We start from the raw sequence: 24,028 nt of genomic DNA, 5'->3' as shown, positions 1-24,028 counted from the left end.
GCGAGTAAAGGCTGGCGGGCGAATGTCGCACTTCGCAGGGCGCAGACCATTGGTATCGTGACGTCCGGATGCTAGGAACGAGGCGTCAGAGCAATCGTAGCGAGACCGTATGTCCTTCGAGAATCCATTTGCCGCCGCCCGCGCTTTCGCGCTTGTTTTGTTTCTCGCTCTGTCCGGATTTCTGGGTGCCTCCAACCCCGTCTCCGCGCTGACGGCGGCCGCGACCGTCCGGGATGCCAATTCGATCCAGCTCGGCGACGTTACCTATCGGCTCGACGGCGTCGATGCGCCGGAGCTGGACCAGGTCTGCATCGATGATCACGCCGATCCCTGGACCTGCGGCATCGAGGCGCGCGACCAGCTGGCGAAGCTGATCAACAAGCGCTCCGTGCGCTGCGACGATGTCGGGCCGGAAAAGAGCTTTGGCAAGCGCCACCGCGCGATCTGCACGGCCGAGGGCGACAAGACCAGCCTGAACGAACAGCTGGTCAAGCTCGGCTATGCCATCGCCCGCGAGCCGATCAAGGCGAACGTCAAGCCCGCCGCAGCCGACGCCAAGTCCGCCTCGGCCGGCATCTGGAAGGGCTGCTTTGTGGCGCCGCAAGAGTTCCGCACCGGCAAGAAGGACGGCGTGCTGCTGGGCGCTGCCTGCCGCGCCGACCGCGACAAGGAGATCCGCAGCGTTCTGTTTCCGGAAGACCTGACGATGCCGCCCAGTTGCAGCATCAAAGGCAAGCTCGCGGTGCGCGCTCGCGTCACCGGCAATATTGGCATCTATCATTTGCGGGGCTGCCCGAGCTATCCCGCGACCACCAAGCCGGACCGCTGGTTCTGCTCGGAGGACGACGCCCAGGCTGCCGGCTTCCGCAGGGCCTATAATTGCCGCCGGCCAAAGTGAACAATTGGTTCACGCAGCCGTGAGCGGTAGCCGGAGACAGTATTGATCCGGAATTGAACTCCAACGCGAGTTGCGGCACCTATATGTGTACGCAAGCGCTTTGCGCGAGCGTTTCCTTGGCAGACGATCCTCATTGGATTGTCTTTGCTCGGGCGTTTCCTCCCTAGACTTGGGCCGCTTGTCACAACAAGCGGCTCTTCTTTTTTGGGCGCCCCTACATCCGCGTCTTCATGATCTGGTCCATCGGCGGCATGTTCGCGTTCAGATGCCCCATGATCCAGACGGTGCCGCCAACCACCAGGAAGACGACCAGCAGCCCGAAGGCGAGCGCCAGCACGTTGTTGGTGTTGTCAGGGCCGGTCGTGATGTGCAGGAAGAACACGAGGTGGACGCCCATCTGCGCGATCGCGAGCACGATCAACGCGACGGGGATGGAGGGCTGCCAGACCAGGTCGGTGCCGGCGATGAAGAATGAGGTCGCCGTCAGCAGCAACGCGAGAGCAAGACCGACCACGTAGCCGACGATACGCGCGCCGACACTGTGTTGTTCCTCATCGCCCGGCGCGAGGTCATGGCTGGCCGGTACGTGCGCCTGATCGCTCATACGCTACCTCCAAGCAAATAGACGACGGAGAACACCCCGACCCAGATGATGTCGAGCGCGTGCCAGAACAGCGCAAAGCACATCATCCGCCGCAATACGTCGGCGCGAAAACCCTTGGCAAAGACCTGGGCCATCATGGTGAGCAGCCACAAGACGCCGGCGGAGACATGCAGGCCGTGGCATCCGACCAGCGAGAAGAACGACGACAGGAACGCGCTTCGTGACGGGCCATAGCCGCGGGCGATGAGATCGGCGAACTCGTTGAACTCGATGGCGAGAAAGATGAGCCCGAGCACGCAGGTCACGGCCATGCCGAGATAGAACCAGAAGCGGTTGTGCACGTCGGCGGCAATGCTCGCCATACCGCAGGTGAAGCTCGACAGCAGCAGGCAGACCGTCTCGATCGCGACGTTCCGCTGCTCGAAGATCTCAGAACCCTTCGGGCCGCCGGCGGTCTGGCCGGACAGCACCGCATAGGCCGCGAAGAAGCAGGAGAACATCACGATGTCGGAGAGCAGGAACACCCAGAAGCCGTAGGCGGTCACGATCCGCTTCGGTGCTGGTCCCGGATGCTCGATGACGAGCCCGATGTGATGGGGATCGGCGTGGGCGTGGCCGACGGTTGCCGTCATCGCCATCAGAGCGCTCCCGCCATGCTGACGAGGCTGCGACGCTCCTCGAGATTGACGCGATCGATGCGGGCGACCTCCGCGGCCGGAATGACGTATTCGTCATGGTCGCGCCAGGCGAACACGACGAAGGTCGCGAATGCGCCGATGCCGCCCAGGATCACCATCCACCAGATGTGCCAGATCAGCGCAAAGCCCATGATGGTGGCGAAGAACGCGCAGATGAAACCGGTCGGCGAGTTCCGGGGCATCTCGATGTCCTGATACTCGGGCGCTTCGTGCTCCAGCGACTGCTGCTGGGCGCGGCTCTTCATGTCCCAATAGGCGTCCTCGCCACGCACGTCGGGATGGAAGGCGAAGTTGAATACCGGCGGCGGCGACGAGGTCGCCCATTCCAGCGAGCGGCCGTCCCAGGGATCGCCGGTACGGTCGCGCAAGGCCTCACGATTGCGGATGCTGACGACGAGCTGCATGATCTGGCAGATCACCCCAATCGACAGGATCAGCATGCCAAACGCTGCAATGAACATCCAGGGACGCCAGGCCGCGACATCGTAATGCTGCAGGCGACGGGTCATGCCGAGCATGCCCGCGATGTAGAGCGGCAAGAACGTGACGTAGAAGCCCAGGAAAGTGAACCAGAACGCCAGCTTGCCCCAGCGCTCGTCGAGGCGGAAGCCGAACGCCTTCGGAAACCAGTATTCGAAGCCGGCGAAGGCGCCGAACAGCACGCCGCCGATGATGACGTTGTGGAAATGCGCCACCAGGAACATGCTGTTGTGAAGCATGAAGTCGGCCGGCGGGACCGCCACCAGTACGCCCGTGAGGCCGCCGATGATGAAGGTGACCATGAAGCCGACCGCCCACAACATCGGCGTCGCGAAGCGGATGCGGCCGCCGTACATCGTGAACAGCCAGTTGTAGATCTTCACCCCCGTCGGAACCGCGATGATCATGCTGGCGATGCCGAAGATGGCGTTGACGTCGGGCCCCGCTCCCATCGTGAAGAAATGATGCAGCCAGACCATGAAGGAGATGACGCAGATCGCCATGGTCGCGAGCACCATGGAGCGGTAGCCGAACAACGCCTTGCCGGAGAAGGTCGAGACCACCTCGGAGAAGATGCCGAAGGCCGGCAGCACCAGGATGTAGACCTCCGGATGTCCCCAGGCCCAGATCAAATTCATGAACATCATGACGTTGCCGCCGGCCTCGTTGGTGAAGAAGTGGAAGCCGAGATAGCGGTCGAGCAGCAGCATCGCGAGTGTGGCGGTGAGGATCGGAAACGCTGCGACGATCAGGAGGTTGGAGGCCAGCGTGGTCCAGCAGAACATCGGCATGCGCAGATAGTTCATGCCCTTGGTGCGCAGCTTCAGCACCGTCGTCACGAGATTGATGCCGGCCACCAGCGTGCCGACGCCTGATATCTGCAAAGACCATGCGTAATAGTCGACGCCGACGCCCGGCGAATAGGACAGCCCCGACAGCGGCGGAAAGGCGAGCCAGCCGGTGCGCGCGAACTCGCCGATCACGAGCGAGAGGTTTACGAGCAATGCGCCTGTTGCCGTCAGCCAGAAACCGACCGAATTGAGCGTCGGGAAAGCGACATCGCGCACGCCGAGCTGGAGCGGAACGATGAGGTTCATCAGCCCGATCACGAACGGCATCGCCACGAAGAAGATCATGATGGTGCCGTGGGCCGAGAAGATCTGGTTGTAATGCTCCGGCGGCAGAAAGCCGTTCGACTGGTAGGCGATCGCCTGCTGGACTCGCATCATGATGGCATCGCTGCCGCCGCGCAGCAGCATCACCGAGGCCAGCAGGATATACATGACGCCGATCCGCTTGTGATCGACGCTGGTGATCCATTCATGCCAGAGGTAGGGTAGATGCCCCTTCACCACGACCCAGATCAGCACCGCGAGGATCGCAACCAGCACGATCGCGCCTGCGATGAGCGGAATGGGCTGGTCGAACGGAATGGCCGACCAATCGAGCTTACCGAGCATCGTGGCCTCCACTGTGCGGGCGGCCCGCATCGGATAGCAGTTCCGGACCAGGTCCTGGCGGAATGTGCTGGGTCGCGATCAGGTCGAACAGCCGGGGATCGTCGAGGCGAAAGGTCAGCCTGTTTTTCTCGATGCCCTGCTGCATCAGCTTCTTGTAGCTCTCCTCGTTCAGCACGGCGTCGGTTTTCGCCGTGGCCACCACCCAATCCGGAAAGGCGAGCGGCGAGATCACGTTGACGTCGAACATCATGTCGGGAAAGCCGTCGCCGGAGAAATGCGCCGACAGGCCCTGCAACTTGCCCTCATTGTCAGCGCGCAGGTTCAGCCGCGTCACCATGCCGTTCATGGTGTAGATCATGCTGCCGAGCTGCGGGATGAAGAACACGTTCATCACGCTCGACGAGGTCAGCTGGAAATTCAGCTCCGCACCTGCCGGCACCGTCAGCGTGTTGACGGTGGCGATGCGCTGGTCCGGATAGATGAACAGCCACTTCCAGTCGAGCGAGACCGCCTGGATCCGCATCGGGCTTCCGGTGCCCGGCACGGGCGCGGCGGGATCGAGCTGGTGCGAACCGATCCAGGCGACACCGCCGAGCAGGATCACGGTGAGCGCGGGGATTGCCCACACCACCATCTCGACGCGTCCGGAATAGACGAAGCCGGGCTGGTAACGCGCCTTTGGATTCGAGGCGCGAAACCAGAACGCAAACGCCAGGATCGCGAAAATCGTGGGCACCACGATCACGAGCATGATGAAGACGGAATCGACCAGGATGGTGCTGTTGGCGGCAGCCACCGGCCCTTGTGGATCGAGCAGATTCATCGATACACCACTGGCGATTTGGGAAGCCCCGAGAGAAGCGTAACGCGAAAATCTCCCCGCAACAAACGCAGTTGTATGACGACGGTTCCGGAAGCCGTCTTTCAGAAGTGCCCGATGCCGCGTGGCGGCATGCAATTCCATGCGATGTCAATGACATCCGCGCGGGACGACCGGCCTTCTCACGTCCACCCCGCATTGCTAACTTGCACGAAAATATCGGATGAAACGACATGCAGGGCCCTGAGGACGATGCCCGCCTTGCCGGCAAGGTGGCGCTGATCAGCGGCGGAGGCGCGGTGGGCGGCGGCATCGGCAACGGCCGCGCTGCAGCAATTTTATTGGCCCGCACCGGCGCAAAAGTGCTGGTGGCCGATCGCGATCCCAAGCCCGCCGAACGCGAGTCCCAAGAACACGAGAGGAAACACTGAGATGGCCCGCCTGCCCTATCTCGAGGCCGACCAGGTCGCGCCCGAATATCGCGACATGCTCAAGCGCAACACCAATCTGCACAAGCTGCTGGTCAATTCGCCGGAGATGGCGCGCGCCTTCAACGGCATCGGCGGCTACATCCGCTTCAAGAGCAAGCTCGACCCGCGCCTGCGCGAGCTCGCCATCCTCCAGGTCGGCTGGATGGAAAAGTCGGAATACGAATTCACCCATCATGTGAAGATCGGCAAGGAGTTCGGGGTCACCGACGAGGACATTGCCGGCCTGATGGCGGAGACCGAGGGCAAGCCGTCGAAGCTCGATCCGCTCGCCAAGGCGATCCTCAAAGGCGCGCGCGAGATGGTGCGTGAGCTCGCGATGTCGGATGCCACCTTCGCCGAGATTAAGCAGAACGTTTCCGACGAGCATATGGTCGACCTCGTCCTCACCATCGCCTTCTATTGCGGCGTGGTGCGCGTGCTCGCCACCATGAAGATCGACAACGAGCCCCATTACAAAGAGGTACTCCAGCAGTACCCGATCCCGGGAGTGAAGTGAGATGCGCTTGAAGGACAAGGTTGCGATCGTTGTCGGCGCCGGCCAGAGCCCCGGCGAAGGCATGGGCAACGGCCGCGCCACGGCACTCACCTTCGCGCGCGAGGGCGCGAAGGTGCTGTGCGTGGACCATCATCTGGAGTCGGCGCAGGAAACCGTCGCGATGATCGCCGAGAAGAACGGCACCGCCGCAGCCTTCAAGGCCGACGTCACCAGCTCCGCCGACATCAAGGCGATGGTAGCTGACGCGCAATCGCGCTGGGGCCGGATCGACGTGCTCCACAACAATGTCGGTGTTAGTCTCTCCGGCGGCGATGCCGAGCTGCTTCAAATCACCGAGGAGGCCTTCGACCGCGTCGTCGCCATCAACTTGAAGAGCTGCATCCTGGCGGCGAAGGAAGCGATCCCGATCATGCGCGCCCAGAACAGCGGCGCCATCATCAACATCTCCTCGATGGCCGCGATCACCACCTACCCTTACGTCGCCTACAAGGCGACGAAGTCGGCGATGATCGCCTTCACCGAGCAGCTCGCCTACCAGAACGCCGAATACGGCATCCGCGCCAACGTCATCCTGCCCGGCCTGATGAACACGCCGATGGCCGTCGACACCCGCGCCCGCGAATGGCACAAGACCCGTGCCGAAGTCGAAGCCGAACGCGACAGCAAGGTACCGCTGCGCAGGAAGATGGGCACGGGCTGGGACGTCGCAAATGCCGCGCTGTTCCTGGCGTCGGACGAAGCGAATTTCATCACCGGCGTGACGCTGCCGGTGGATGGTGGGGCGAGTGTGAGACGGGGGTAGGTCGGTCTTCCCCCTCTCCCCGCTTGCGGGGAGAGGGTCGGGGTGAGGGGGAGTCTCCGCAAGGACGGTGACAGATGGACTCGCGGAGAGTCCCCCTCACCCGCCGCGCTGCGCGCGTCGGCCTCTCCCCGCAAGCGGGGAGAGGCGAAGAAGGCTCGCTCTGCGTCAATGCGTCACCCGCCAGATCGTCCCGTTGCCATCCTCCGACACCAGCAGCGATCCATCCTTTGCCACTGCGACTCCCACCGGCCTCCCCCAAACCTCCGTATCGCTCACCACGAACCCCGTGACGAAATCCTCGTACTCGCCCGTCGGCTTGCCGTCCCTCATCCTGATACGGATCACCTTGTAGCCGGTGCGCTTGGAGCGGTTCCAGGAGCCGTGCTCGGCGGCGAAAGCGTCGCCCTGATACTCCGAGGGAAACTGCGCGCCTTGATAGAACGTCATGCCGAGCGAGGCCGAGTGCGGCTGTATGAGGACATCAGGCGCCGTCACCTTGTCCTTGATATCAGGCCGCGCGCCGGCGTGGCGCGGGTCTTCGTTGCCGCCGATGTAAAACCACGGCCAGCCATAGAACGCGCCCTCCTTCACGCTCGTCACATAGTCGGGCACGAGATCGTCGCCGAGGCCGTCGCGTTCGTTGGTCGAGCACCAGGGCAGGCCGGTCTGCGGCTGGATCGCAAGGCCAACGCAATTGCGGATGCCGGTGGCGTAGATTTTCCGCTCCTTGCCATCAGGCGTGAAAGCCAGCACGGCGGCGCGCTCGAGCTCGCTTGCCCAGGTCGCGCCGAGCGGCTGCGCTTTCGACCAGCTATCCAACCCGCCCGGCGGTGTGCCCATGCCCTCAGCGACATTGCTGAGTGAGCCGACCGAGACGAGCATGCGCTTGTTGTCAGGCGTGAAGACGATGTCGCGGGTGGAATGGCCACCGTCATGCGGCAGGCTCGCCACGATCGTCTCCGCCTTGCCGCGCGCCTTGAGATCGCCGGCCTGATAGGGAAAGCGGACGACACTGTCGGTGTTGGCGACATAAACCCATTGCGGATTGTCGCCATTCGGGAAGAAGGCGATGCCGAATGGTTGCCGCAGGCCGCTGGCGAACATCTCGCTGGTCGCGACCTTGCCTCCCTCGCCCGCGCGCAACACGCGGATGGTGCCGCCCCGCGTCTCCGCGACAAAGACATCGCCGTTCGGTGCAACCCTGATGATGCGCGGCGCGCGCAGACCTTCCGCGAACAACTCGATCTTGAAGCCGGCCGGCACCTGGAGCACGGCCTCCGGCGGACGCGGCACCACCCGCGACGAGCTCGCAACCGACTTCGTGGCGCCGGGCCTGACCAGATCCTGCGGCCGGATCAATCTGACCGTGCCGGGCTTGTCAGCCTGCCAATCGCCGTAGGCGTCCTTGCCCTGTAGCACCGGCTCGGCCTGCGCAGCGGTCGCGGCCGCAACCAGCAATCCCGCGGCCATCGCAACGGACGATATCCTGCTTTTCACGCCGTCGTCCTCCCGGACTGCATGTCTCGCGCGTCAACGCCGATCGACCCACAAAGGGTCTGCAACAGGCAAAACGCCTGCCGCATCCCACGTCAGCTCATGCCCGCACGATGTGCATCAGCCGCGACCCATCATACTGGAAAATGTGGCTGATCGGTGCGACACATTGTAAGGGCGTGGCCGCCGGTTGCGGTTATCAAAGCTGCGGCCTTGGTGTCGCAATTGATGGGGTGATCATGTGGGGATCCATCATATCGGAATGGACGAGCCTGCTGCTCCGCTGGCTGCACGTGGTGGCGGCGATCGCCTGGATCGGCAGTTCCTTCTATTTCATCGCCCTCGACCTCAGTCTCAAGCCCAAGGGCGATCTGCCTGACGGCGTGCAGGGCGAAGCCTGGCAGGTCCATGGCGGCGGCTTCTACCGGATCATGAAATATCTGGTCGCCCCGAGCCAGATGCCGGACGAGCTGACCTGGTTCAAATGGGAGGCCTACACCACCTGGCTGTCCGGCTTCGCGCTGATGGTGGTGGTCTATTATCTCGAGGCCGATCTGTTCCTGGTCGACAGGTCGATCCTCGACCTCACGCCATTTCAGGCCGGGCTGTTCAGCTTTTTCAGCCTCGCGCTGGCGTGGCTGCTATATGAAGCCGCCTGCCGCACCGGGCTCGCGCAGCGCGAGCTGCCCTTCGCCATCGGCGGCTATGTCTTCCTAGTCGCGCTGACCTATGCCTTCACGCATGTCTTGAGCGGCCGCGGCGCCTTCAACCAGATCGGCGCGCTGATCGGCACCATCATGGTCGCCAACGTCTTCGCGGTGATCATCCCGAACCAGAAGAAGATCGTGGCCGCGTTGATTGCAGGGCAGGCGCCCGATCCGAAACTCGGCAAGACCAGCAAGGAGCGCTCGGTCCACAACAACTACCTGACGCTCCCCGTGGTCGTGCTGATGATCAGCAACCACTATCCCCTGCTCTACGCCACCCGCTTCAACTGGATCATCGTCGCGATCATCCTGGCGCTCGGCCCGGTGATCCGCCACTTCTTCAACGAGGGCCATGCCGGGCGCAAATCGCCATGGTGGGTGTGGGGCGTGGCCGCGATCGGCGTGATCGCGATCCTCTTCCTCTCCGCCGCCGGCCCGCGCGAGGTGAAGTCCGGCGCGCTATCCGCGCCGGTCACGGTCGCCAATGTCGAGGAGATCGTGATGTCCCGCTGTAGCATGTGCCACGCGGCCGAGCCGGTCTGGGCCGGCATCGTCACCGCCCCGAAGGGCATTTTGCTCGATGCGCCCGAGCACATCCATCGCAACATCCGACTGATCGGCCGCGTCGCGGCCTGGTCCACGGCAATGCCGCCCGGCAACATCACCGAGATGACCAGCGAGGAGCGCGCCATCCTCGCCGCCTATATCGAGCAGGCTCGCTGAGGCCATCGAGGCTACCTTTCGCGGAATGAAATTCCGCCTTCCCCGCCGATTTGAAAATGACTTGACCGCCTATCCGGCGTAGACAGGATCAGCGGCCGCGAGACGCGGTCCAAAGTCAGTTTGCATTCGGGGATAAGAACAGTGGCCCTCAAGAACGTCATCGGTATCGACCACGCCGTCGTCATGGTGAAGGACCTCGACAAGGCCGCCGAGAACTACCGACAGCTCGGTTTCACCCTCTCCCCGCGCGGCACCCACAGCGCGCATATGGGCACCGGCAATTACACCATCATGTTCGACCCCGACTATATGGAGCTGCTCGGCGTTCTGGTGGCAACAGAGCACAATGCGCCGGCCCGTGCCTTCGTCGACAGGCATGGCGAAGGCATCGAGCGCATCGCCTTCACCGCGATTGATAGCGCAGCCGGCGCGGAGGAGATTCGCGCGCGCGGCCTGACGCCGATCGGCCCGACTGATTTCGAACGGCCGGTGACGCTGCCCGATGGCACGGTGTCGGCGGCCAAATTCCGCACCTTCATGTGGCCGACCGCGGAAGCACCCGGCGGCGTCCGCATCTTCGCCTGCCAGCACAAGACCCGCGACACCGTGTGGATCCCAGAACTGATGAAGCACGCCAATGCGGCCAAGCGGATCAAGCAGACGCTGATCGCAACGCCTGAGCCCGCGAAGGACGCGGCGCATCTCGGCCGGCTGATCGACCGCGAACCGAAGGCCAAGGCGGATGGCGCGGTCACGGTGCCCTCCGGCGGCGATCGTGCCGACTTCGTCTATTTGACGCTGGACCAGCTCGGCAAGCGCTATCCCGGCGTGCCGCTCGCCGGTCTCTCCGAGCGCGGCGGTGCGGCGCTGGTGCTTGTCAGCGGCGATCTCACGGCGACCGAGAAGGCACTGGGCTCGGCCGCGGTCCGCAGCGGGCCTGCGATCTGCGTGCCGCCGGCCAAGGCCAACGGCACCCTGCTCGCCTTCATTGCCGGCTGATTTGAACTAATTCTTTAACGCGTGTTTACCCGGCGGCTCTAGGATTCCCGCAGTCCAAGCCGTCGGGGCCAAGCGCATGTTCAAAGAGGAATCGCCGATCGCCTATGACGCGCCGGCCGAGCTGAAGAAGTGGCCGTCGCTGAAGGGCGAGCGACAGAAGGACCGTGGTCCGCCCTATATGGTCTACAACGGTACACTCGCCGATTGCGTCCGCGAGCTGATGGGCAAGCCCATCAAGGGCATCTCGCTCTACGACATCATGACGAGGCCGCAGCCAGCCTTCGACCAGACCGTGCTGTCGCCCGGCGATGCCGCCGAGATCGCGATGCGCAAGGATTTTCCCAAGGCGTAGCCGCCACAGTCTGCCGCACGACCGCTGGCATGTCCTGCGGTCCCCGTAGATCCGCGGCATCAACTTCGCATGTCGGCGCGCGGGAACACCGTACTAACACCTGCCCTTCCGCGGAATCGCAGCTTCGCCGCAATTACGGTTAATGAAGTCCTCGTCACCGGCGCCCGCGCTGGTTGTTCCCCACAGTTCGAGGACTCTTACCGAGATGCGATTTCTCGTCGCGGCTTGCGCTGCGTTTCTGATTCTGATGTGCGACATCGGCTCGTCGCCCTCCTTGCAAACATCAAGCCTCAATCGCGCCACGTCCAAGACTGATCGCAAGACCGATCGTGCGCCCTCTCTGGTTCCCGTCGTCGAACTCTTCCTTGCGAGCGTGCAAGCCATCGAGCTCGCCAATGCACGCGCGGCTTACGTGGAGACGTTCGAGCCGGAGCGCACAGTCGAAACCGCAGTCAAGGCCCCGGCTTCACCGACCGAGCAATTTTGCCACGCACTGAGAATGGCGGCCGAGGAGAGCGGCATTCCCGTGCCGTTCTTCGCGCGTCTGCTCTGGCAGGAGAGCCGGTTCAAGTCGAACGAAGTCAGCCCCGCCGGCGCGCAGGGCGTCGCGCAGTTCATGCCTGAGACGGCCGCCGAGGTCGGGCTCGATGATCCCTTCGATGCCATGAAGGCGCTGCCGGCATCGGCAAAGTTCTTGCGCAAGCTCCGCGACGATTTCGGCAATCTCGGCCTCGCCGCGGCCGCCTACAACGCAGGGCCCGGCCGCATCCAGAAATGGCTCGCCCGCGAGAGCGAACTCCCGCGAGAGACGCGCGACTATGTCCGCATCATCACCGGCACCAAAGCAGAGGACTGGACCGAACGCACCGAGGCGCTCGCGATCCGGATCGACCTGCCGCGCGAGGCACCCTGCGAAGGCGTCGGCCGCCTGTCGAAGACGAAGGATGTGGCCTGGGTTCCGGTGAACCTGACGCCGTCGGTCGTCATCATCATGCGCAAGGCCGAGCAGCTGGCCGCGCGTCTCTCGGCCAACCGAGCGCGCAAGCGGTTCGTGTCCCTGCTCCGCAAGAACGCCTCGGCCCATGGCAAGGCGCGCGGCATGATCGCGACCCGCGCCGCGAAGGCTTCGAAAACGCGCACCATCCGCATGGCGGCGCGCGAACGCTCCTCAGGCTAGATCACTCCGCCTTGATGTTCGCGGCGGCCACGACCTCAGCGAGCTCCTTTGTCTCCTTCGCGATCTTCGCGGCATACTCGGCCGGGCTGAGCACGTTGACGACGCCCTGCGAGCCGAGCTTCTCCGCGACGGCCGGATCCTTGGCCGCCGTGACGATCTCCCGGTGCAACGTCTCGAGGATCGGCGCGGGCACAGCCTTCGGCATGAAGAAGCCGACCCAGAACGAGAGGTCGAAGCCGGGATAGCCGGCTTCCGCGACGGTCGGCACATCTGGCAGCGACGGCAGCCGCTCGGCCGATGACACCGCGAGCGCGCGCAGCTTTCCGCCCTTCACCAGCGGCACCGCGGAGAGCGGATCGAACACCGCCAGCACCTCCTGCGCGAGGATGCCGACCTCGGAGGCCGCGCCGCCGCGATAGGGCACGTGGATCATCTTGATGCCGGCGCGCTGGCTCAACAGCTCCATGGCGAGATGGGCGAGGTTGCCGTTGCCGCCGGAGCCGTAGGCGAGCTCGCCCGGCGCGGCCCTTGCCGCTGCGACGAGATCGGCGAGGGTCTTGATGTTCGCAGTCTTGGGATTCTCGGGATTGACCACGAGCACGAGCGGCGCCGAGATGACGGTGGTCAGCGGCGCGAAGTCGCCTTGCGGGTCGTAGCGGATGTCCTTGAACAGCGTCTTGTTGAGCGTGATCGTGGACGAGTTGCAGGCCAGCATCGTGTAGCCGTCCGCGTCCGCATGCGCGACGCCTTCGGCGGCGATCATACCGTTGGCGCCGGCGCGGTTCTCGACCACGAAGGGCTGTCCGAGTTTTGCACCTAACCGATCGCCGATGATGCGCGCGACCACATCGACCGGACCGCCTGCGCTGAAGCCGACCATGATCTTGACCGGCCGCGTCGGGTATTTTTGCGCGGCGGCCTCCGTCGCCAGCGCACAGGCGCACAATCCGGCAATCAGCGCCAGCAGGCGAGCCGTTCGTTGCATTCGCTTTCTCCCGGACCTCGATGCGCTGCTTGTGCATGTTTGTTGGTGCGGCGCATGCAGGCCGCATGATTAGCGGTCACGCCGGATTTCGCAATCGCGTTTCCCCACCGGCATTCCGCCGTGCGGCAGGAGAGCCTCGCTTGCGAACAAGAATGCGAAAACAACCCCATGCACAGTAGGGCGCCGCTGCAAAATCAAGCGCTTACGGATTTTACGAAAACGATTTGACTCGTCGGGCAAAACAGGGGCATAATGGCATCATCGCAACAATAGCAAGCATGCTCCCCTGCGCGGCCACGGCCGCCCCGGCGTTGTTGCGCGTAAACCCTTCATCGACATCCCGAAATCCGCATCCGCGCGCGACGGCGAACGGTCGCGCGCGCCTGCGCCAGCAACAAAGGACACGGCCCATGACGACAGTTCCAAGCCTTCACATCGCCTCACCGCTTGCGGCAAACGATCGCAGCGCCCCCGCAGCGAATCCGCGAGTCAAATTCTACAAGCGCCGCATTGCGATCAGCCATCCCGACCCACAGGCCGGCGAACAGTTGCTGTCCGAAGCGCTCGGCGCCGTCGACCGCGATGCGCTGCACGGACTGCTCAGGCAGCTGGCCAAGGCGAGCGCAGTCGGACAGACCCCCGATGAGACCAACCTCGCCTTCATGATCTCGATGATCAGGAGCATCGCGCCGAGGGATTCCATCGAGGCCATGCTGCTGTCGCAGATGGCCTCCGTTCACGTGGCGGCGATGCGCTGCGCGTGTCGCCTCGCCTGCACGGACAATCTTCCGCAGCAGGAGGGCGTCACACGCGCATTGACCCGGCTCACCCGCACCTTCGCCGCCCAGGTCGAGGCGCTGAGCCGCCACCGCAACAGCGACGAGCGCGCGATCACGGTGAAGAACCTGTCCGTGCAGGACGGCGGACGGGCGATCGTGGGCAACGTCACCCAGCATGCGAACGTGCTTGTTGCGGAGACGGGGCCGAGGGAGGTAACGCAAGGCGCCGGCCGATGACCAGCTCGCACGCCCGCAACACGGAGGCGATGCTGGCCAGTCCCCGCTGCGGCGCCAAAACCCGCGAGGGCGGCGCGTGCTGCGCGCCGGCGGTGATCGGCAAGACTCGCTGCCGTATGCACGGGGGAGCGCGGAGGTGCGGCGCGCCGAAAGGAAACCGGAATGCCCGGAAGCATGGGCTGTTCGCGCGGGACGCGACGGCCGAGCGAGATCAAATCCGGGTCCTGCTCGGCGACGCGCAAGAATTGCTGGAGAAATTGAAGTGATCGGCCGTCGAACCTTCCCGCCTCTCCCTGGACTTGATCGGCTTCGCATCCCGTCCGGCCGGCCATAACAATTTGCACGTGCGTGTGAACTGCTTCACACGTACACCTTCGCCGATCTCGGTAGCTTGGGCCGGTCTCGGTGAAACAGGCGGAGGGGCGTCATGGGGGCATTGAACCTTTCACAGGTGCTTTGGGAGGAGCGACGCGCGCTCGCGGGCGCAGCTCTGCAATTCGAGCGAAACGGCAACGGTTCGCCAAAGCAACCAGAGCCGCCCAAGCAACCAGAGCCGCCAAAGCCGGCACCCGCGACCTCGCCGGAACCGGTCTATCTCTTCGCCGATGCGCCTCCCAAAATCCCGCCGCCGACCGCGGCGGTCCCCGACGACCTCCAGAAAGTCTACCAGGCACTGAACGCTGACGATCGATGGGCCCTGTGTCTGTCCGGCGGCGGAATCCGCAGTGCGTCGTTCGCCCTCGGTATCCTGCAAAGGATCGCGGCCCTGAACGTGACGTCGAAGCGCCAGGGCGAGGAAGCCGGCCCGGCTCTGACACAGTTCGAGTATCTGTCGACCGTATCAGGAGGCGGCTATATCGGCAGCTGGCTATCCGCCTGGCTCTGCCGGGAGCGCAAGCAGGGTGCTGCGAACCCGGTGGTTTCGGCGCTCAACGAGCGGTGCACCGTCGGCCAAATCAGGGATCACGAGGAAGCCGAGCCGGTCTCCAACCTCCGGCGCAACTCCCACTTTCTCGCGCCAAGTTTCTCGTCGATCTCTCCCGATCTGTGGAGTGATGTCGCCGGCGTCCTGCGCAATCTGTTCCTGAACTGGATCCTGCTCGTCCCGCCGATGATCCTTGCGGTGCTCGTCACCAAAGCACTCTCCTATGCCGTCATCGATGCCCACAAGATCACAACCGACAATACGTCGGGGTGGTTTCTGGGTCTGATGATCGTACCGACCCTCTGCTTCCTGATGTCCTTGTCGTTCTCCGCCGCGAACCGTCCCGCGCGCGGATGCATCAATGTCCCGCAACCGCGGTTTCTTGTTTGCGATCTCGCCCCCTTCCTCATCGGAGCCGCACTGCTGGTTTTCGTGCTGCAAAGCGAATACGGCCTCTCGACCCTCACGAAGGTGACCGATATCCTCGGATTCAAATTCGGCGCGCAGGACAAGGGAGCTCAATTCTACGTCCACGTGGTCATGCGCGGCGCCATCCTTGGCGTTTTGTTCTTCTTCTTGTCCTGGGTGCTGGCGCGCGCATGGCCATTTGTTTTTGGAAGGTCGGCCCAGCTATCGCTCGCGAACCGTCCCAAACATCCATGGATCGATCTTTTCGCCTGGTGCGTCGCCGGCGCAGCTTTTGGCCTGCTGAGTGCGGCAGGACTCGCCTTGCTCTGGTATTACAGCCCACCGGGCGCCGACGCCGCGGCAGCGCGTTTTGCCTGCGTGCTCGGGCTGCCCTGGATCGTGATGGCGCGCATCGTCGCCGACGTGATCTATATCTCGTTTGCCGAATTCCTGTCCGAGGTCGACGTGGGCCTCGAATTCCAGGCGCGCTCGAGCGGCCTTTTCACGCTGGCCTATATCGGCTGGCTGCTGTGGTTCGGACTCGTGCTCGGCGCACCGCCCGCCGCAGAATGGATCAAGAGCTATCTTGGCACCGCATCCGTCCCCTCGCTGGTGGCCGGCGGAGGACTTTCCGGACTGATTTCAGTCGTCCTGGGCGCGAGCTCGAAGACCAAGGCCGCCGCCGAGCAGGTGTCGGGCCTTCGTCAATATCTCAGCCTCAACACGATCGCAGCAATCGCAGCCGCGATTTTCGCGGCAGTCCTGGTCGCTCTGCTATCCATCGGCTGGGACGCGGCGTTCAGCTCTTTCGAGGCTGGCGCCGATCATATGCCCTGGGGGATCGTGCTCCTGGTCGGTGTCTTGCTCGCGGGGCTGATCATCGCAGCCTCCCTCGTGCTCAGCATCAACCGCTACTCGCTCCATAGCATTTACCGGAATCGCCTGGTGCGCGCCTTCCTGGGTGCTTCACGCCGCGAGAGAGACCGCGACAAGACCAAGAATGCCTTTACCGATTTCGACAGCAGCGACAGCCCGTATCTACACGAGCTGTGGGAGCACGGCGTTCAACCGAGAGGCCCACATTGGAAGCCGTTCCACGTCATCAGCGCGGCGCTCAACCTCGTGTCATCCAAGAACCTGGCATGGCAGGAACGGATGGCTGCGCCGTTCACGTTCTCGCCTCTGCATTGCGGCAGCGGCAGCGCTGTATTTTCCGATGGCGCGTATCGCACGACGTACGCCACGGCCAAGCAGCCGCATCCTTACGGCGGACCGCCGCTTGGCCTGACGCTCGGGACCGCCATGGCGATCTCGGGCGCTGCCGTCAGCCCGAGCATGGGTTACAATTCATCGCCGGGCGTCGCCTTCCTGATGGCGCTGTTCAACGTGCGCCTCGGCTGGTGGCTGGCCAACCCGCGCGGCGACAATACCGACTACGCGAGGGTCAAGCCGCGGTTCGCGCTCCGGCCGTTCTTCATGGAAATGTTCGGCCTGACGAGCGAGACCGAACGCTGGGTCTACCTGACCGACGGTGGGCACTTCGAGAATCTCGGCCTCTACGAGATGGTGCGCCGGCGCTGCCGCGTGATCGTGGTCAGCGACGCCGGCTGTGATCCCGATTACACCTTCGAGGACCTCGGCAACGCGCTTCGCAAGATATGGATCGATCTCGGCGTGCGGATCGACCTGCAAGGGCTGGACCTCCTCAAGAAGCGCTTCAAGGAACGTCCGAGCCCTGCTGAAGCAGCGCCGTACTGGGCGATTGGCGACATTCGCTATAGCGAGGCCGACGAGGGCGATTCAGAAGACGGGCTGCTCCTGTACTTCAAGTCGGGCCTGCACGGCACGGAGCCCATGAGCGTCCTGAGCTATGCGATCGCCCACGGGACGTTTCCGCATGAGTCGACGCTGAACCAGTTCTTCTCGGAATCGCAATTCGAGAGCTACCGTGCGCTCGGCTACGAGATCGCAGACCGCGCGTTCCAATCCGGCGGAGGGCTTGTGGTCGACCCGACGACCAAGGCGCCGCCCACGTTCCTGTCGATCATGAAGACGCTCAAAAGCCAGAAGCCCGCAGCGGCCAAGCCCGCCGCCGCGTAAAGAGCGGTCGGTGCGACGATGGATGACTTTGCCGTGAACACTCCGATGTGAGCGGAACTCGACGCATCATGGCGGGAACCGACTCCTCCCTGCGCACTTAACAAATGATAGTGTCAGCGAGGTGCAATCATGGGCCAGTCAAAGCCGATCCGCCCGATCGCGATCGTCGTCGAGGACGACGACATCCAGCGCGAGATGCTCGCGCTGATGCTTGAAGAGCGAAATTTCGACGTGCTGCAATGCGAGGATGCGGAGACAGCGACGCTGGCACTGAAGATGCGGCACCCGTCCCTGATCATCACCGACATCAACCTGGTCGGAAAGATGGACGGCGTCGATCTCGCATACTATGCGCAGCAGCAGAGCTCCAATGTGCGGATCATCGTGATCTCCGGTCACCCGCTCCCCCGGCCGCTGCCGCCCGGCGCAAAGTTCTTCACCAAACCGGTCTACCCGGCAGCGCTGCTCGGGGAAGCTGCTCAATAGAAGCGGTTTGCTGTCCGTCGGGGGAAAGCGTTCTCCTCCTTGCCGCCACCCTTCAAGACGCCCGCCTTGGCGGGCTCTTCAGGATGAGGTCTCGTTTTGCGGCGGGATATCTCAGCGGACATGCGCGAGATAATAACCGAGATCGCCGATCTGGTCTTTGCCGACCGTCTGCATCACGTCGGCCATCGTCGCATCATAGCCGTGGCGGGTGTTGTCCTTGTATTCGGCGAGCGTTTTAGCGAGATAGTCCTCGCGCTGATTGGCGATGCGCGGGACGTTTTCCTTTCCGGAATAATCGGTGTTGTGGCAGGTGTTGCAGCGGTTTTGCGCCGCCAGTGCTTCACCGCGCGCCATGCGTGCGGCATCAGTGGCATCCGTCGGCGCTGCGGGCTTCGGCGACGCGGCGATGAAGTCGGAGAAGGTGCGCAGATCATCGTCCGTCAACGACTTCGCCATCTCGTTCATCGGTTCGAACACGCGCAGCTTCTCGCGGAACATGAAGAGCTGGATCAGCGCATAAGGCGCCTGTTGGCCGCCAAGCGACGGCGTGTTCTCGGTCTCGGACGTGCCGCGCTCGCCGTGGCAGGCAAGGCACGGCACGGTGCGCTCCTGGGTGGTTTCGGCGGACGCGGCGCATGCGATGGAGGCAAGCGCCAGAGCGGCGGTAATTGTTTTGTGCATGAGCCGCTTCCTGCGTACTCCGTCATTGCGAGCGGAGCGAAGCAATCCAGGCTGTCCCTGCGGAGAGATTCTGGATTGCTTCGTCGCAAGGGCTCCTCGTAATGACGGTGTGGTTGGCACCTACTGCGCCGCGACCTTCTGCTTGCCGTAGCTGACGCGGTAGACCGCGCCGTTCCAGTCGTCGGAGACGAGCATGGAGCCGTCCTTCAGCAGCATCACATCGACGGGGCGGCCGACATATTTGTTGTCCTCAATGAAGCCGGTCAGGAACGGCTCCATCGACTTCACGGTACCATCCTTGTTCAGCTTGACGACGACGACGTCACCGCCCTGCTTCTGCGACTTGTTCCAGGAGCCGTGGCGCGCGACGAAGATCGCGTTCTTGTACGGCTTCGGGAACATGCTGCCGGTGTAGAAGCGCATGCCGAGCGCCGCTGTGTGCGGGCCCATCAGGCCGACCGGCGCCGTGTAGTTCTTGCAGTCCTTGCCCCAGCCGAGCTCCTGGTCGATGATGTTGCCCTGGTAGCAGAACGGCGCGCCGAAGTCCTCGCCGGCCTTGGTGACGCGGTTGAGCTCGTCCTCAGGCACCGTCTCCGACAGCCAGTCGCGGCCGTTGTCGGTGAAGTAGAGCTGCTTGGTATCAGGATTCCAGTCGAAGCCGACCGTGTTGCGCACGCCGACCGCGTAGACCTCCGCGCCCGAGCCGTCGAGATTCATCCGGCGGATCTGGCCGTGATCGGCATCATGCAGCACGTTGTTGCCGGGCTGGCCGACCGGCACATAGAGCTTATTGTCGGGGCCGATGCCGATGAACTTCCAGCCATGCGCCTCGTCCTTCGGCAGCTTGTCGTAGATGACGGTCGGCTTCGGCGGGTTGTCCAGGTTCTCGTCGATCTTTTCGATCTTGGAGATCTTCGACAATTCGGCGATGTAGAGCGTGCCGTCCTTGAAGGCGACACCGTTCGGGCGATAGAGGCCCGATGCGATCACCTTGACCGCGCGTTGGCCGTCCTTGTTGGTGATGGCATAGACCTTGTCGACGAGGCGGCTGCCGACGAACACCGTGCCCTTGTCGCTCTGCGCGAGCGAGCGCGCGTTCGCCATGCCGGACGCATAGACCTCGACATTGAAGCCCGCGGGCACCTTGAGCTTGGCGAGTGGCAGCTTGTCGGCCTGTGCCGGAATCGGCGGCGGCGCGACGGGGGCGAGTTTTGCGGCGGCCTCACCATCCGGGCGCCCGATCATGGGGGAACCCGGAGGAAGCGGCTGGGCGGCCGGCGCTGCGCCCGCGGCAGGCGGGCTTGCGGGCTGCTGCGCCGCAGCGGACAGTGTGAACGCACCGAAGACAACGCCGGCCAGCAACAGGCTGCGCGACGCAGATGAAAGTCCCAGCATGGTGATCTCCCCAGAAGCGGAAGCCGTCTTGCCGACGCGGGCGCGTCCGCGGCTTTTCCGAGTGACAGTGTGAGAATTTGCACGAGCAAATGCAATCGGAAACGAAGCTGAGGACGCCTGACATCGCGTCCGGTCGTTTCCGCTTCGAATCGCGTGCGGTTGGCGAGGCTACCCGCCATGCAAGCAGCTTTGTACTCCGCTCGACAGGCCAGCGCCGCATCCGGCGCCGGCCGTCCTCTCGCCTCTACTGCGACCGGTCCGACGTCCAGCCCTTGTATTCGCCGACATTGTCGCGCGTCACGAGTTTCGACGGCAGCAGCTCGACTGTGGACGCCGGCTTCTGGCCGTTGAGGATGCCGACGCCGACCTGCACGGCGCGGCGGGCCATGAAGAACGGGTCCTGCGAGGCCGAGGCCTGGATCTGCGCCGCCTGCGGGTCCTTGAGGGCGGCTTCGATGTCGGGCGCGCCGTCGACGGCGGTGATGACGATGCCGGTGCGCTGCTGCTGGCGTGCCGCAAGGTCGGTGCCGATCGCCTGCGGATCGTTGATGGCGAAGATGGCGTCGATCTTGGCAAAGCGGGTCAGATAGCCCTGCGCCACCGTGAGGCCGCCTTCACGCGAGCCCTTGCCGTCCTGATCGTTGGACAGGACCTTGATGCCGGGGTTCTTGCCGAGCACGTTCTTGCAGCCGACGACGCGGTCGATCACCGCGGAGACCTGCGGGCCGTTCTCGATGATCACGTCGCCTTTGCCCCCGAGCTTGTCGACGATGTACTGGCAGGAGATCTCGCCGGCCTGGACGTTGTTGGTGGTCACCGTGGCGTCGGCGCCTTCGGCCGCGGTGTCGACGGCAACGACGACGATGCCGGCGGCCTGCGCCTTCTTGATCGCCGGGCCGACCGCCTTGGGATCGCCGGGATTGAGCAGGATCAGGTCGACGCCGGCGGCGATGAAATTGTCGATCTGGGTGACCTGCTTGCCGAGATCATACTCGAAGCCGACGGTGGTGATCTTGACGTTGGGATTGGTCTTCCTGGCCTCGAACTCGGCGCCCTTCGACAACGCGACGAAGAACGGATTGCCGAGCGAGCCGAGCGAAATGCCGATCGACTTGAGCTCCTTGGCGAAGGACGGCGCAGAGCTCAGGACGAGCGCCATCGCGGCGCCGGCAAACGAGATCGTCTTCAACATTGGCTTCCTCCCTGGTCTGTTTCAATCTCCGGCACGGCGACCAGTTGCCGTGACGGATCTCTGATTTTACGTGCGGGCCGAGCCCTGCAGCCGATAACGGTCCAGCGCCACCGCGCCGATGATCACCAGGCCCTTGATCACATATTGCCAGACGTCGGATACGCCGATCAGGATCAGGCCGTTCGACAACACGGCGATGATCAGCGCGCCGACCAACGTTCCCCAGATCGAGCCGATGCCGCCGACAAAGGAGGTGCCGCCCAGGATCACGGCGGTGATGGCGTCGAGCTCGTAGGACTGGCCGAGCTGCAAGCCATTGGCGGCGTAGAGGCGCGCCGCCTGCATCGCCCCGCCGAGGCCCGCGAGCAGGCCGGACACGCCATAGACGAAGATCAGCACGGCCCAGACCTTGATGCCGGCGAGCCGCGCGGCGCTCTCGTTGCCGCCGACCGCATAGATGTGCACCCCGAGCACGGTGCGCTTGAGCACCAGCCACGACACCAGGATGACCAATAGCGCGATCACCCAGAGCCAGGGTATCGACACGATTCCGGGAATGAGCGTGAGCGCACCGTTGCCGATGAAGGCATAGGGTACCGACGGATTGAACACCGTGGTGTCGGCGCCGAGCAGGCGCGCCGCGCCGCGCACGGCGGTCAACGACCCCAGCGTGACGATGAAGGGCAGCAGGCGCAACAGCGCGATCAAGGCGCCATTGAGAATGCCGAAGACGGCGCCGGTGAGCACCGCGACCGGCAACCAGAGCGGCCCGAAATCGGCGAATTTGGAGACGATCAACCCGGCCATCGCCGACGCCGCCAGGATCGAGCCGACCGAGAGGTCGATGCCGCCGGTGAGGATGACGAAGGTCATACCTGCGGCCAGCACGGTGTTGACTGCGGACTGCTGCACCACGATGCCAATGTTCTGGCCGGTGAAGAAGCGGCCGTCCGACAGGACATGAAAGCCGATGCACAGGAGCAGCAGCACCGGCAGCATGCCGACCGCGCGAACGATCGCCCGCGTACGCTGCCGCTTGGTCTCCTGCGCGGCGGCAAGACCGGGGGCGGCGGGGGCGGCTTTGGCGGAAGCGCCGTTGTCAGGCATCGAGCTGCTCCGTTCCGGTGGCGAGGGCCATGATCTCCTCCTGACTGAGCGGCGATGTCGCGTCCCGCCGGATCTGGCCGGCGATATGCCCCGCGCGCATCACGACGACGCGGTCGCAGATGCCGATGATCTCGGGCAGGTCGGACGAGATAACGAGCACCGCGGTGCCGGACTTGGCGAGATTGTCGATGATCGAATAGATCTCCGACTTGGCGCCGACGTCGACGCCGCGCGTCGGCTCATCGAGGATCAGGATTTTCGGGCCGATCGCAAGCAGCCGCGACAGCAGAACCTTCTGCTGGTTGCCGCCGGAGAGCCCGCCGGCGGGGACACCGACATTGGCGGCGCGGATGCCGAGCGTCGCGAACGCCCGCTTTGCGCGGTCGCGGGCCTTGTCGCGGTCGAGGATGCCGCCGAATTTCGCATCGCGGCCCAGCACCGCAAGATTGATGTTGTCGAGGCAGGACATGTCGAGGAACAGGCCGAGCGCCTTCCTGTCCTCGGTCAGGTAGGCAATGCCGGCGTCCAGCGCCTCGCCGGGGGTGCGGATGCTGACCGCGCGGCCCTCGATCTCGACATGGCCCGAGGTCATGGGCGCGGCGCCGATGATGAGATGCGCAAGCTCGGTGCGGCCGGCCCCGACCAGGCCGGCCAGGCCGACGACCTCGCCCGCATGCACCGTCAGGGAACATCCCTTGACGCGGCTGTTGTCGGCGATGTCGACGGCCGCAAGCACGGGTGCGCCCGGCCGCGCGCTCGGATCATGCTCCTTCTTGTAGAAGGACGAGACGTCGCGTCCCACCATCATCCGGACGATGGTGTCGGCGCGGATGTCAGGCTTGTCGAGCGAGCCGACCAGCGTGCCGTCGCGCAATACGGTGACGCGGTCGCCGAGCGCGTAGACCTCGTCCATGCGATGCGAGATGTAGATGATGGCAAGACCTTCGGCGCGGAGCTGGCGGATCAGGGCGAACAGCCTTTCGCTCTCGCCGGCCGACAGCGCCGTGGTCGGCTCGTCCATGATCAAAATCCTGGAGCGGGCGTGCAGCGCGCGCGCGATCTCGACCAGTTGGCGCTGGCCCATCGAGAGATTGGCAACCTGCGTCTGCGGCGTGAAATCCGCGCCGAGCCGCGCCAGGATTGGCCCTGCGCCGGCCTGCATCGCCTCGCGCGCCAGCAGGCCGCCGCGGGAGGTCTCGCGACCGAGATAGATATTCTCCGCAACGCTCAGATTGGGGGCGAGCGAGAGCTCCTGATAGATGATCGCGATGCCGGCCGCGCGGCCGCCGAGCGGGCCGCTGATCTGCACCGGCTGGCCGTCGATCCGGATTTCGCTGCCCGGGTCCGGCCGGTAGGCGCCCGACAGGATCTTCATCAGGGTGGATTTGCCGGCGCCGTTCTCGCCCATCAAGGCGTGGATTTCGCCCGCGTAGACGGTGAGGTCGACGTCGCGCAGCGCCTTGATGCTGAAGAACGATTTGGAGACCCGGCGCATCTCGAGGATGGGCTCGCTCATCACACCTCCCCGACGC

At 64.2% G+C, this 24,028-nt stretch carries 23 protein-coding genes; 12 read left to right on the top strand and 11 right to left on the bottom strand.

From position 1 onward, the window contains the following. Positions 1–109 precede the first annotated feature (109 nt). Entirely contained in the window at positions 110–898 is a 789-nt protein-coding gene (locus tag B5V03_RS18940; protein WP_129271919.1) for a thermonuclease family protein, read from the top strand. A gap of 214 nt (positions 899–1,112) precedes the next feature. Here the strand turns inward: B5V03_RS18940 and cyoD are convergent, their stop codons facing one another. From cyoD to B5V03_RS18920, 4 genes are read right to left on the bottom strand one after another with little or no spacing between them, the layout of a single operon-like run. Further along, entirely contained in the window at positions 1,113–1,502 is a 390-nt protein-coding gene (cyoD, locus tag B5V03_RS18935; RefSeq protein ID WP_129271918.1) for a cytochrome o ubiquinol oxidase subunit IV, read from the bottom strand. Then, on the bottom strand, positions 1,499–2,140 hold the full coding sequence (locus tag B5V03_RS18930; RefSeq protein ID WP_129271917.1) for a cytochrome (ubi)quinol oxidase subunit III: 642 nt from the start codon (positions 2,138–2,140) through the stop codon (positions 1,499–1,501). Before B5V03_RS18930 ends, cyoD begins: the two co-directional genes overlap by 4 nt. Further along, positions 2,140–4,140 carry a cytochrome o ubiquinol oxidase subunit I gene (gene cyoB, locus B5V03_RS18925; protein WP_129271916.1) on the bottom strand — a complete coding sequence of 667 codons (2,001 nt, stop codon included), beginning with the start codon at positions 4,138–4,140 and terminating at the stop codon, positions 2,140–2,142. The genes B5V03_RS18930 and cyoB overlap by 1 nt, the downstream gene beginning before the upstream one ends. After that, on the bottom strand, positions 4,130–4,963 hold the full coding sequence (locus tag B5V03_RS18920; protein ID WP_129271915.1) for a cytochrome ubiquinol oxidase subunit II: 834 nt from the start codon (positions 4,961–4,963) through the stop codon (positions 4,130–4,132). Before B5V03_RS18920 ends, cyoB begins: the two co-directional genes overlap by 11 nt. Before the next feature lie 230 nt (positions 4,964–5,193). Here B5V03_RS18920 and B5V03_RS18915 point away from each other — a divergent pair, with 230 nt between their 5' ends. The 3 genes from B5V03_RS18915 to B5V03_RS18905 are packed head-to-tail and all read left to right on the top strand — an operon-like array spanning position 5,194 to position 6,749. Next, complete coding sequence (locus tag B5V03_RS18915) at positions 5,194–5,391, top strand: hypothetical protein (protein WP_245502267.1); 198 nt, start codon at positions 5,194–5,196, stop codon at positions 5,389–5,391. Between the two features lies 1 nt (position 5,392). Then, a complete protein-coding gene (locus B5V03_RS18910) occupies positions 5,393–5,947 on the top strand; it encodes a carboxymuconolactone decarboxylase family protein (RefSeq protein WP_129271914.1) in 555 nt (184 codons plus the stop codon). A 1-nt stretch (position 5,948) separates the two neighbouring features. Then, positions 5,949–6,749, top strand: coding sequence for an SDR family NAD(P)-dependent oxidoreductase (locus tag B5V03_RS18905; protein WP_129271913.1), 801 nt, complete (start codon positions 5,949–5,951; stop codon positions 6,747–6,749). 165 nt (positions 6,750–6,914) lie between these two features. Here B5V03_RS18905 and B5V03_RS18900 read toward each other — a convergent pair whose 3' ends face one another. Next, positions 6,915–8,246: a PQQ-dependent sugar dehydrogenase gene (locus B5V03_RS18900; protein ID WP_129271912.1), complete on the bottom strand. Its 1,332-nt coding sequence runs from the start codon at positions 8,244–8,246 to the stop codon at positions 6,915–6,917. A gap of 236 nt (positions 8,247–8,482) precedes the next feature. Here B5V03_RS18900 and B5V03_RS18895 point away from each other — a divergent pair, with 236 nt between their 5' ends. The 4 genes from B5V03_RS18895 (at position 8,483) to B5V03_RS18880 (ending at position 12,201) form a co-directional block, all read left to right on the top strand. Continuing rightward, positions 8,483–9,673 (top strand): urate hydroxylase PuuD, encoded by a 1,191-nt coding sequence (locus tag B5V03_RS18895; protein WP_164988118.1) that lies wholly within the window; start codon positions 8,483–8,485, stop codon positions 9,671–9,673. Positions 9,674–9,814: 141 nt separating this feature from the next. Continuing rightward, positions 9,815–10,672, top strand: coding sequence for a VOC family protein (locus tag B5V03_RS18890; protein ID WP_129271910.1), 858 nt, complete (start codon positions 9,815–9,817; stop codon positions 10,670–10,672). Between the two features lie 76 nt (positions 10,673–10,748). After that, complete coding sequence (locus tag B5V03_RS18885; RefSeq protein WP_129271909.1) at positions 10,749–11,024, top strand: hypothetical protein; 276 nt, start codon at positions 10,749–10,751, stop codon at positions 11,022–11,024. 205 nt (positions 11,025–11,229) lie between these two features. Continuing rightward, positions 11,230–12,201 (top strand): lytic transglycosylase domain-containing protein, encoded by a 972-nt coding sequence (locus B5V03_RS18880; protein WP_129271908.1) that lies wholly within the window; start codon positions 11,230–11,232, stop codon positions 12,199–12,201. A 1-nt stretch (position 12,202) separates the two neighbouring features. Here B5V03_RS18880 and B5V03_RS18875 read toward each other — a convergent pair whose 3' ends face one another. Then, positions 12,203–13,186, bottom strand: coding sequence for a Bug family tripartite tricarboxylate transporter substrate binding protein (locus B5V03_RS18875; protein WP_129271907.1), 984 nt, complete (start codon positions 13,184–13,186; stop codon positions 12,203–12,205). Between the two features lie 410 nt (positions 13,187–13,596). Between B5V03_RS18875 and B5V03_RS18865 the strand changes: the two genes are divergently transcribed. The 4 genes from B5V03_RS18865 to B5V03_RS18850 all read left to right on the top strand — a co-directional run bounded on the left by B5V03_RS18865 (position 13,597) and on the right by B5V03_RS18850 (position 18,121). Further along, a complete protein-coding gene (locus B5V03_RS18865; protein WP_129271906.1) occupies positions 13,597–14,202 on the top strand; it encodes a hypothetical protein in 606 nt (201 codons plus the stop codon). Then, entirely contained in the window at positions 14,199–14,468 is a 270-nt protein-coding gene (locus tag B5V03_RS18860) for an HGGxSTG domain-containing protein (protein ID WP_129271905.1), read from the top strand. The genes B5V03_RS18865 and B5V03_RS18860 overlap by 4 nt, the downstream gene beginning before the upstream one ends. 161 nt (positions 14,469–14,629) lie before the next feature. Next, positions 14,630–17,635 (top strand): hypothetical protein, encoded by a 3,006-nt coding sequence (locus tag B5V03_RS18855; RefSeq protein ID WP_129271904.1) that lies wholly within the window; start codon positions 14,630–14,632, stop codon positions 17,633–17,635. Positions 17,636–17,764: 129 nt separating this feature from the next. Next, positions 17,765–18,121, top strand: coding sequence for a response regulator (locus B5V03_RS18850; protein ID WP_129271903.1), 357 nt, complete (start codon positions 17,765–17,767; stop codon positions 18,119–18,121). Positions 18,122–18,232: 111 nt separating this feature from the next. On the opposite strand, the gene B5V03_RS18845 is transcribed toward B5V03_RS18850, so the two are convergent. From B5V03_RS18845 to B5V03_RS18825, 5 genes are all read right to left on the bottom strand, one after another. Then, complete coding sequence (locus B5V03_RS18845) at positions 18,233–18,802, bottom strand: c-type cytochrome (protein WP_129271902.1); 570 nt, start codon at positions 18,800–18,802, stop codon at positions 18,233–18,235. 120 nt (positions 18,803–18,922) lie between these two features. Further along, positions 18,923–20,197 carry a PQQ-dependent sugar dehydrogenase gene (locus tag B5V03_RS18840; RefSeq protein ID WP_129271901.1) on the bottom strand — a complete coding sequence of 425 codons (1,275 nt, stop codon included), beginning with the start codon at positions 20,195–20,197 and terminating at the stop codon, positions 18,923–18,925. A 244-nt stretch (positions 20,198–20,441) separates the two neighbouring features. Continuing rightward, positions 20,442–21,389: an ABC transporter substrate-binding protein gene (locus B5V03_RS18835; protein ID WP_129271900.1), complete on the bottom strand. Its 948-nt coding sequence runs from the start codon at positions 21,387–21,389 to the stop codon at positions 20,442–20,444. Positions 21,390–21,455: 66 nt separating this feature from the next. Continuing rightward, on the bottom strand, positions 21,456–22,496 hold the full coding sequence (locus B5V03_RS18830; RefSeq protein WP_129271899.1) for an ABC transporter permease subunit: 1,041 nt from the start codon (positions 22,494–22,496) through the stop codon (positions 21,456–21,458). Beyond that, the gene (locus B5V03_RS18825; protein ID WP_129271898.1) at positions 22,489–24,012 is read right to left on the bottom strand and encodes a sugar ABC transporter ATP-binding protein; all 1,524 of its coding nucleotides are present in this window, start codon (positions 24,010–24,012) and stop codon (positions 22,489–22,491) included. Before B5V03_RS18825 ends, B5V03_RS18830 begins: the two co-directional genes overlap by 8 nt. Between the last annotated feature and the right edge of the window lie 16 nt (positions 24,013–24,028).

The organism is Bradyrhizobium betae, assembly GCF_004123905.1.
In the GTDB taxonomy this organism is placed as follows: Bacteria; Pseudomonadota; Alphaproteobacteria; order Rhizobiales; family Xanthobacteraceae; genus Bradyrhizobium; species Bradyrhizobium betae_A.
This window is presented reverse-complemented; position numbering and strand designations above follow the sequence as displayed.